The sequence below is a fragment of the Clostridia bacterium genome (genome assembly GCA_017410375.1).
In the GTDB taxonomy this organism is placed as follows: Bacteria; Bacillota; Clostridia; order RGIG6154; family RGIG6154; genus RGIG6154.
This window is the reverse complement of sequence record JAFQQW010000001.1, coordinates 60,643-69,612: the sequence shown is the minus strand read 5'-3', so window position 1 is coordinate 69,612 and position 8,970 is coordinate 60,643. Positions and strand designations below refer to the sequence as shown.

8 protein-coding genes are annotated in these 8,970 nt (G+C 35.9%); 2 read left to right on the top strand and 6 right to left on the bottom strand.

Going from position 1 to position 8,970, the window contains the following annotated elements; all coding sequences use genetic code 11:
- Together IJE10_00285 and IJE10_00280 are read left to right on the top strand one after the other, a co-directional pair.
- The coding region (locus IJE10_00285; GenBank protein MBQ2966544.1) for an IS3 family transposase at positions 1-106 on the top strand (106 nt) is incomplete at its 5' end.
- A 499-nt stretch (positions 107-605) separates the two neighbouring features.
- Entirely contained in the window at positions 606-1,073 is a 468-nt protein-coding gene (locus IJE10_00280) for a sel1 repeat family protein (protein ID MBQ2966543.1), read from the top strand.
- Positions 1,074-1,293: 220 nt separating this feature from the next.
- On the opposite strand, the gene IJE10_00275 is transcribed toward IJE10_00280, so the two are convergent.
- From IJE10_00275 to IJE10_00250, 6 genes are all read right to left on the bottom strand, one after another.
- The gene (locus IJE10_00275) at positions 1,294-3,144 is read right to left on the bottom strand and encodes a hypothetical protein (protein MBQ2966542.1); all 1,851 of its coding nucleotides are present in this window, start codon (positions 3,142-3,144) and stop codon (positions 1,294-1,296) included.
- A gap of 115 nt (positions 3,145-3,259) precedes the next feature.
- Complete coding sequence (locus IJE10_00270) at positions 3,260-4,138, bottom strand: glycyl-radical enzyme activating protein (GenBank protein MBQ2966541.1); 879 nt, start codon at positions 4,136-4,138, stop codon at positions 3,260-3,262.
- 3 nt (positions 4,139-4,141) lie between these two features.
- Positions 4,142-5,065 (bottom strand): EamA family transporter, encoded by a 924-nt coding sequence (locus tag IJE10_00265; GenBank protein MBQ2966540.1) that lies wholly within the window; start codon positions 5,063-5,065, stop codon positions 4,142-4,144.
- Positions 5,055-5,768 carry a sialate O-acetylesterase gene (locus IJE10_00260; GenBank protein MBQ2966539.1) on the bottom strand — a complete coding sequence of 238 codons (714 nt, stop codon included), beginning with the start codon at positions 5,766-5,768 and terminating at the stop codon, positions 5,055-5,057. The genes IJE10_00265 and IJE10_00260 overlap by 11 nt, the downstream gene beginning before the upstream one ends.
- A gap of 202 nt (positions 5,769-5,970) precedes the next feature.
- On the bottom strand, positions 5,971-6,609 hold the full coding sequence (locus IJE10_00255; protein ID MBQ2966538.1) for a hypothetical protein: 639 nt from the start codon (positions 6,607-6,609) through the stop codon (positions 5,971-5,973).
- A 21-nt stretch (positions 6,610-6,630) separates the two neighbouring features.
- On the bottom strand, positions 6,631-8,874 hold the full coding sequence (locus IJE10_00250; GenBank protein ID MBQ2966537.1) for a hypothetical protein: 2,244 nt from the start codon (positions 8,872-8,874) through the stop codon (positions 6,631-6,633).
- Positions 8,875-8,970 lie beyond the last annotated feature (96 nt).

Sequence of the window (8,970 nt, the reverse complement as noted above, 5' to 3'; positions counted from 1 at the left end):
TAAGAAGCTGGAAGAATACATACATTACTACAACAACAAGAGAATATCTCTTAAATTAAACGGAATGAGCCCGGTACAATACCGAACTCATTCTCAAGCAATTTAATATTAAATTTTGTCTAAACTTTTGGGTTCACTCCAGTAGGGTGTGTTTTTACTTTGAAAGTCCAAATATTTTAGTTTTCATATAAAAAACTATACGAGAACAAAAGTACATCAACTTCTTCCCTTTTCACTATTACTTATTACTTCAAATCCTCGTTCGTATTTTTCGTGTTTAAACAACGGCTTTAGGAGCACTTTTCCAAAAGAGATTAATCTGTAAAAAAAGATTATTTCACTGTGAAATAATCTGGGTGCATTTTGCACCGCCCAAAAAATTGTATCAAAATTGCACGTTATCTTCAAATAAGAACTGCAATTTTGATACAAAGTTGCGGTTCTTTTTTTATGTCCGAAACCTCTTTATTAAAAGGAAACTAAAAAAAGATAAGTTTCCGAGTGATTTATTTTATATGTAGAAACACCTGTTTTTTTACATATTTTAAAATCAAAATTCACTCGAAAACTTTTCTAACAGAAAATGCACCGAGAAAAGTTTCTTTGTGAAACACGGTGCATTTTTGTTTTATTCATTTTTATATAAGTGTGCGATGGCCTATCTTGAAATGTGGGCAGACCAAGAGATAACAACACCAATTGATGAATTCGTTGCTATGACATTGGCGGGATTTCCTTTGGCGGCATATTTTGCAGGCGATATGTTTGAGTCTGCAGAAAATTTTGAAATGGCTGAAAGAATGTACAATGCTATTGCCTTTGAAAATGATGCTCACGGTATAAAGTGTTATGGTGATATGCTTTTTGTTGGTAAAGGTGTTGAAAAGGATATGCAGTCAGCATTGAGAATGTACACAAAATCTGCAGGACTTGGTGATAGAGCAGCTATGTTTGTGGTTGGAGAATTCACAAAAAACACCAATGTTAATCTTGCTGCATATTGGTATGGCGTTGCTCATAGTAGAGGTTACCAACACGCACTTCAGAGAATGATGCAAATTGCTAACAAATAAGAATTATCTTGTTTGTTATAGGAGGATTGTAAATGGATAATGGAGATAAAATTAGAGAAGTCAGACAAGAATATAAGCGTTTAAGTGGTGAAGAATAAAATAAAAAAAAGCCGACAAGGAGACGTTTCTTGTCGGCTTTTTTTATTTTAAATATATTTTGTTATTGTATTTTTATTCTTCACTGCTCAACCTTTTAAAGCCTTCGGCATGGAGTATTTCATTACCTTCTCGACACTTTGATAATCGTAGTTTCAAATGGTGCCATGCTTTCTATATCTCCGCGTATCACCTTGCTAATATTATATTCGGATTTAACTTTCAAATTTACATCTACTATTTTATCGGAATAATTGATCAAAACAATATATGCGTTGTTCGCATCCTCGATATGCTCGGTAATTCCGATATATTTACAATCACTGTCTGCTATGTGACTGTCTATTTTTTTCGCAAATACAACACGATAAATTTCAAATAAGTCTGTTTTATGTGCATTTGGCATATCAAGAAGCATAGTTTCAACAGGGAAATTCACATAATACACCTTTCCCTTGCCATATTCGCATACAGTAATAAGCGGAATGCCGTTTTCATCACAGCAAATAACCTGTGCGGTTTGTTCGGAAATTGTATATATTCGGTTTCTGCTATAAATGAGTTTTTTATCATTTAACACGAACTCTCCGGCATCATATGTTGTGTTGGAATCATTGATTATAACCCCTGTCAACTCTTTGAACTCTGAAATAACTGAAGTATTATTCGAAATATAAAGTGTTGCACCCTCATAAACCCGTCTTTTAAGTTCGTTAAATTGATACGAAGGCATCATGCGCACAGAATTTACCGATGGCAGCATATAAACATCCGACATTGGAATATCCTGTGTTCCATATGCGAATTTCAAATTTAATTTAGCTTGTTTCGCAAGCAAATATGACATATATGCTACTCCCCATTGGTCCTGTCCGTCTGTTACGATACAAACCGCATCTTCTCGTGCTTCGGGTAAAATAAAATCAAGACTTTTAATCCACTCTGAAAATTTTTTGATTTCTTTAAGTGTGGGTTTTTCTTTTTTATTTCTATCCAACAAACCAAGCTCTAATTCACACATATTCCAACAATATGGAGGCGTTTCAAGCATAATTTGATCGCTTGAACACCACCACAATAGACCGTTAGCTCCGCTTGCCCAATTTGAAAACATATTTAATTTGATGAAATTTCCTGCCATTTCATCATCGCACATCATCGGGCCGAGATTTCCAAGTTCTTCTACCATACACGGTTTACCTGAAATATCCGAATAATATTTTGTCTCGCAGGTTGCATGAAGAAGTGTTCTCATGGATGCAAAATTATCTTTTGAGCAATGGGGAACAAAATACGGATAAGGATGGGTTGTAAGTATGTCTGTATATGCGGCTTGTCCGCTTATTCTCCAAATTCCTTCTATAGATAAGCTATGCATGCCTGAAATCACAGGTCTAACAGAATCATTTGCTTTTATAGCGTTGCTTATCATACCTGTCCACACTTCTGCCAATTCATAACTATTCGCTTCACTCATACAATTACATTCGTTTCCTAAGTCCCATGCACAAATCGCCACTTTGTTTTTCATTCTTTGAACAAATCCTTCAATGAACTTAAGTTCAAACATTAAAGCAGTCGGATCTGTATATAAATTTTTACCGTAAACAGCCGGAGGAATAAAAAGTCTGCCACTCATCCATCCGGTAATAATACCTACAATAAGCTTTAAATGAAATTCCTCAGCTATGTCACAAAATCTTTCGAATTTTCCAAGCATAGCTTCATCAAGATAGTATTTGTTTTCAGGAATTTTATCCTCATGAACACGGTATTCTCTTATTTTTACGCAACTATCAAAAAGAGGGGAAACCGGCTGAAAATCTCTCCAAACAGGAAATACACGGAGATGCTTTACTCCGTTCCGGGACAAAATCTCAAAATCATTTCTTATGGCATCTTCATCCCAATTTCTCCACATTTCAGTTCCGGCATTTGACGCCCAATAATTACATCCCAACAAAAATTCTTTCATATTAAAAATCCTTTCATATAACAGAAATATATTCATAAAAACGAGTGTCTGAAATAGAAGTTTCAAGAATCATCAGGGGAGTTCATGGCGAGCTCCCCTGATGATTACGAAATTCTTAATCGCACACACTAAGTCCGTATGTTTTGATTGTTTCTTTAGCCGATTTTATTTCCTCATCAGTCGGCAAAATTTCAGGAAGAGTAATCTTCATATTAAGAGATTTGTATTTTGACCCTGCATAATTATGATATGGCAAAACCCTTACTTTAACAACATTATTTAACTTTGACAGGAATTCTCCCATCTTTTCCATCTGATCATCATTATACTTTGGAACATAGGGAATGCGGATTTCAATTTTCTTTCCACAGCTATCTAAATACTTTAAATTTTCAAGTATAATTTTGTTTGATTGTCCTGTGCATTTTATATGAACATTTTCGTCATAAGCTTTTAAATCGTAAAGGAAAATATCGGTGTAGTGTATAACTTTGTCGAGCGTTTCTTTTGAAACAAGTCCGCAGGTGTCAACTGCAGTATGTATACCGTTTTCTTTTAAGACTTTCAAAAGATCGGCACAAAAATCTGCCTGCATCAGGCATTCTCCGCCCGAAAGGGTGATACCGCCTCCTGAATTTTCATAAAATTCTTTATCTGCCAAAAGTATTGGCAACAGTTCGTCTACCGATATTTCCTTGCCGTAGAAAGTCAGAGCGTTTCCGAGGCAAACGTCGGCACATTTTCCACAAGCGATACAGTTTGTCCTGTCAAACGGGTGGCCAAGTTTGTGAGCAGCCGACGGGCACACGGAAATACACTCTCCACAACCAATACATTTGTTTTCGTAATAGGCAAGCTGAGGCGCAAAATCTATTCCTTCAGGATTGTGACACCACACACATTTAAGTGGACAACCTTTGAAAAATACAGTTGTTCTTATTCCATCACCGTCGTGTACAGCGAAGCGTTTTATTTCAAATATTTTTGCTTTCATAATTTAGTTTCCTTTTTTAGTCTTAGAAACATGGTTGCTGACATATATTGCAGTTACAATCAACACCGTCGCTGCAAGATAGGTTGGCTTTAAAATGTTTTCGCCTAAAAGCAGTGCTGAAAACAATGAGGCGAAAAGCGGATCCATACTTTTTAAAACTGCAAGTTTTGACATATCATTATATTTAATCAATGTATTCCATAAAAGGTTTGCTGTTATTGATGCAAAACATATATATCCTAAAACAGCAATGCTTTGTAAAGAAATCTTACCTATGCTTCCGCCGAATATTAATCCTGATATAACCAGAATAATACCGCCTAAAAGCTGTGCATATGCAACAATATATGTTGGCTTATATTTATCGTATATATTTTTGGATGCCATTTGCCCAAGCATAGAGCTGAATGAAGCTAATATAATCAAAATTTCACCCATGCCGAAAACAAGATTCATGCCTTCCAGGTTTATTATAATAACAGATGAAAAGCCGAGTATTGCCGCAAAAACTTTATAAAATGAAAATTTATCATCTTTTCTGAACAGGAATGAAATACACGGTACAATCAGAAAGGCTATCTGCTTTAATACAGAAGATTTTGAACTATCTGCCAGCGACAGTCCTGTATATGTAAGGGCATAGTGAACAACAACCGTAAGCATACTTACAATAAGTACCGAATAAAGCTTTTTTCCTTTGGGGAACTCAAGCTTTTTGTTTTTTGTGCTGCACATAGCAACAAGTATTATTCCGCTTATTAAAAATCTGACTCCCGCAAAAAGCAGAATTGAGGCAACCTCTGTATTATCAATTTCAAAAGTTTTGTATCCTATTTTTATCATGGGAAACAAAGTTCCCCAAAGCATTGACACAACAGCCGCCAACAAAACGGTCATTATTTTATTTGAAAAAATATTACTTTTCATTTTCTGCACCTACTACATTTAAGTATTCATTGAAATACCTTTTTCCAAAGATTCTGTAGGAAACAGAATTAAAATGTATGTTGTCACCTCTGTCAGTCAAGCCCTCTGAACTTGCAAAGCCACAGTTTTCGATAACAAAAGGCATAGTCCTGAGCGCTTCGTTAACGATATCCATATATTTAAGCTTGCCATTTTGATAGGAGGCCGCAAATCTTCCAAGCTCGCCTACTATAACCGGAAGTTTTTCATTACCCAAATCTTTTCTAAGTCGTGTAATCATTTCTGTAAATCTTTGTTGATATGTGTTTGCATCCTCTTCAAAATGGCTGTCGTTTTCACCCTGATGCCATAAGATGCCAACTATCTCTGATGTACGCTGTGCCAATTTTGCATTATTTACAGCATTGTCATACAGTATTTCCCCCGGCATCCACTGCGAAAGCTTCGTTCCGCCGTCTGCACAAGGAATCAGTCCAACATCTTCATTAAAATACTTTGCATATTCATCAGCAAACGAAGCGCTGAGACCTCTTCCGCTATGAAAATAATTAAAAATACTCCTGTCAGGGTTTATGGGCTCACTCATAGGCACCCATTTTCCGTTTCTCAACATAAAGCATTTTGAATTTATGATTTCGGGAACTTCTCCGAACTCTCCTCGTCCTGCCATATTTGACTGACCTATTAATAAAAATGATTTCATTTACTTTTCCTCCGTTACCCAAACAAGTAGGGTTTTCTTCCGCTTACATTCATTTTTTTACCTGTTACTTTTAAATATTCATTTGAAGTTGCAAAGCTACAGTTTTCGATAACAGAAGGCATAGTCCCGGGCGCTCCGTTAATGATATCTATATATTTTAGCTTGCCATTTTGATAATATAATATTGTTTTTTTTGCTTGTTTTAAATACCAACTACATCGTCAGTATCAGCAAACAGCTTGTCATAATCAAGTTCTTTTGCTTTGATGTTCAGACAATTTTCTATACACTTAACAACCTTATTTGTAATGAGTTTTGTTCCTTCTTTTGTATAATAGTGCGTTAAATCAGAATGATAAGATTTTGGCGCATCTTTTGTAAGAGCATAAAGATCGTTTATTTCAAATCCGTGCTTTTTTGCAATTTCAATCGCTGCATTGTTATATGCTTCAATATCTTTGTTATACCTTTTATTCCTCCAGAACAATTCTTCCTGAACAGGTGTAGAAGTGGCAAAAATCACTTTAGCATAGGGGAACAATTTTTTGATAGCATTACAAACCCTCTCAAGATAGTATTTATATAGCTCTATTGGTGTTAAATATTCGCCGTCAACTGCCATAATAAGGCAGTCCCACAGTCCTGCATTCCAATGTACACAGTCAACATCATCTCCGCATCCAAATTGATCTTTCCAATCACAAAGATGTCTTAGCGTGTATGCTGCAAAACGGCAGTTGTCTTCCGGATAATAAACCTCGGCCACGTCTTCGAATGCCATTTTCGTGTAGCTGTCATAGCCTTTTCGTATTGAATCTCCTATTAAAACAATCTTCTTCATTTTGTAGGCCTCACAATTCTATTAAATACTTTCATAATGCTCACATTGTTTTATAAATGCATCCTGCAATACCTTTTCCAAATCAACAAAATACACATTCCATCCGCAAACTCTGATTTGAAGTGTTCTGTATTTTTCCGGATTTTTCTGTGCTTCCTTTAATGTCTCAGCGGAGAAAATATTAAACTGCAAAGAGTGACCGCCTTTGGCAAAATACGCTTTTACAAGACCGGCAAAAGCCTCAAGACCATCATCACCGCTTACTGCTGTCGGATGTAAAATCAGATCAAGCATTCCTGCGTGCGGGAATTGTGAAAAATCCATTTTGCCGACTGAGTTTAATAAGGTTGTTATTCCTCCACGGTCCATTCCGATTACAGGAGAAAGATTTTTTGAAAATGGTTCGCCTTCTTTTCTACCGTCAGGCGTTGCCTTTGTCACTGCACCATAACGGACATTCTTATCTATAGATAAAGTACCAAGTTTCCAGTATCCGCCTCTGCTGTTTGGAACGCCGTTTATACTTTTGGCAAAGAAATCAGTTAATCTGATCATTAATTCATCTGCCAAATCCGAGCCGTTTCCGTATTTATCTTTATCATTTAAAATGATTTTTCTGAGTCGCTCATTGTTGTTCCAATTATTTTTTAAAATTTCAACAAATTCTACAAGAGAAACCTCTTTTTTGTCAAACACATATTTTTTTACAGCACAAAGACCGTCAACCAATGTACCAAGTCCTGCGACCGTATAAACCGTCGTATTATACTTCATTCCCCGTGCGTATCCGTCAACTCCCTGTGCAAGCGAGTCGGTCATAGTTCCCGAAAACATATTCGATGGGCTGATATCAGCAAGGTACAACTCCCAATTTTCAATAATACTTTTAACCCTTTTCCAGATATACAGCCATTGCTTTTCATAAGCAGAATAAAAATCCTCAAAGGTTTCAAAAGTGCTCCCTGTTTCACAGCCTACAGTTTCATTTGTGGTGAGACATCTGCCGTTTGTCATTGTGTATTCCAAAATTTTAGGCAAAGAAACTCTGACGGGTAGTGTTTTGACCTCATGATTTTTTACGGTATAATCCCAACATCCCGACATAAGATTCGTAAGCGCTTCCTCTTCAGGTACCCCTAACTTCATAAGTGACAATGCTGCATTATCATCGTTCATAATGGAAATGCTTGAATTTCCGTTTCGTATGGTTTCAACAACGGCTTTTAAAAATTTATCAGGCGTGTTTTTACCTATTTTTGTCTGAAGCTTCGGATTTGGAGCAGACAAAGTATTATAAGCATCCAATACTATATATGAAAGCTCATTTACGATGCAAGCGCCTTTTTCGTTCATACCACCGACATAGATTGGCTGCTGATACGCCACGCGCATTGCATTAAAAACGTTCATAAAATATACAAACAGCTCTTTTATATTTTCCTTTGTGAATGTACCGTTTTCTAAATCGTTTTTATAGAACGGATAGTAAAGCTGATCAAGTCCACCCATTGTTCTTGCTCTTACGCAGTCTATGTTTTCCTGCAAAAACCAATACTGCACAGCAAGCAAAAGTGCCTCATAAGTGTTTGCTGGAGGGTTGTTTGTCAGATTTTCAAAAGCCTTTTTCATACATACCATTTTGGGCTCTGTTTTTTTATCTAATGCAATTATATATCTTTTAAATAGCTTTAAAATTGCATTGTATGTTATTTCAATACCTTCAAAATATGCAAGCTGTTCGGAGAACAGTGGTGATTTTTTGTCTAAATCAGTTTTATAGCTCTGTACTCTTTTTAAAAGACCGTTGATTCCGTATTTAAAAATATCTTCCCAGTTTGGAGTTGAATGATTGTAATCAATATAAAATTCGTTAAGCAAATTATTTACTGCATATTTGCAAAAATGCTTATCCTGCTCCGGGTACAATACATCACCAAGCTCGTTTTTCCATTTATTGTGCAGTGAATTTAAAATTTTAACATAATGACAACCAATATCCACTATCGGATCCATTTTCGCAGCCTCTAATGAAATCCCGAACCAATCATCAGGATTAATGCAAATCTGTGCATTCTCCAATATGTAATCAAAGCATTTTGCTTTGACTACGGGATGCGAGCATTCTTTTAATGTATCGGCAAGCTCCATAACTCTACTTTGCAGATTTTCTACCCTTTCGAAGGATTCCTCATTGTTCCATGCTTTGACATACTGTTTATCAAGCATTTCTCTGTCAGTTTCAAATGCGTTCCATAAATTGCTCACGAAAACCATTCCTTTCAAAATTAATTACTGATATTACAAATTATATACTATAAAACAAAAAAGTACATAGACATTTCAATATCACTTGACTTTTTC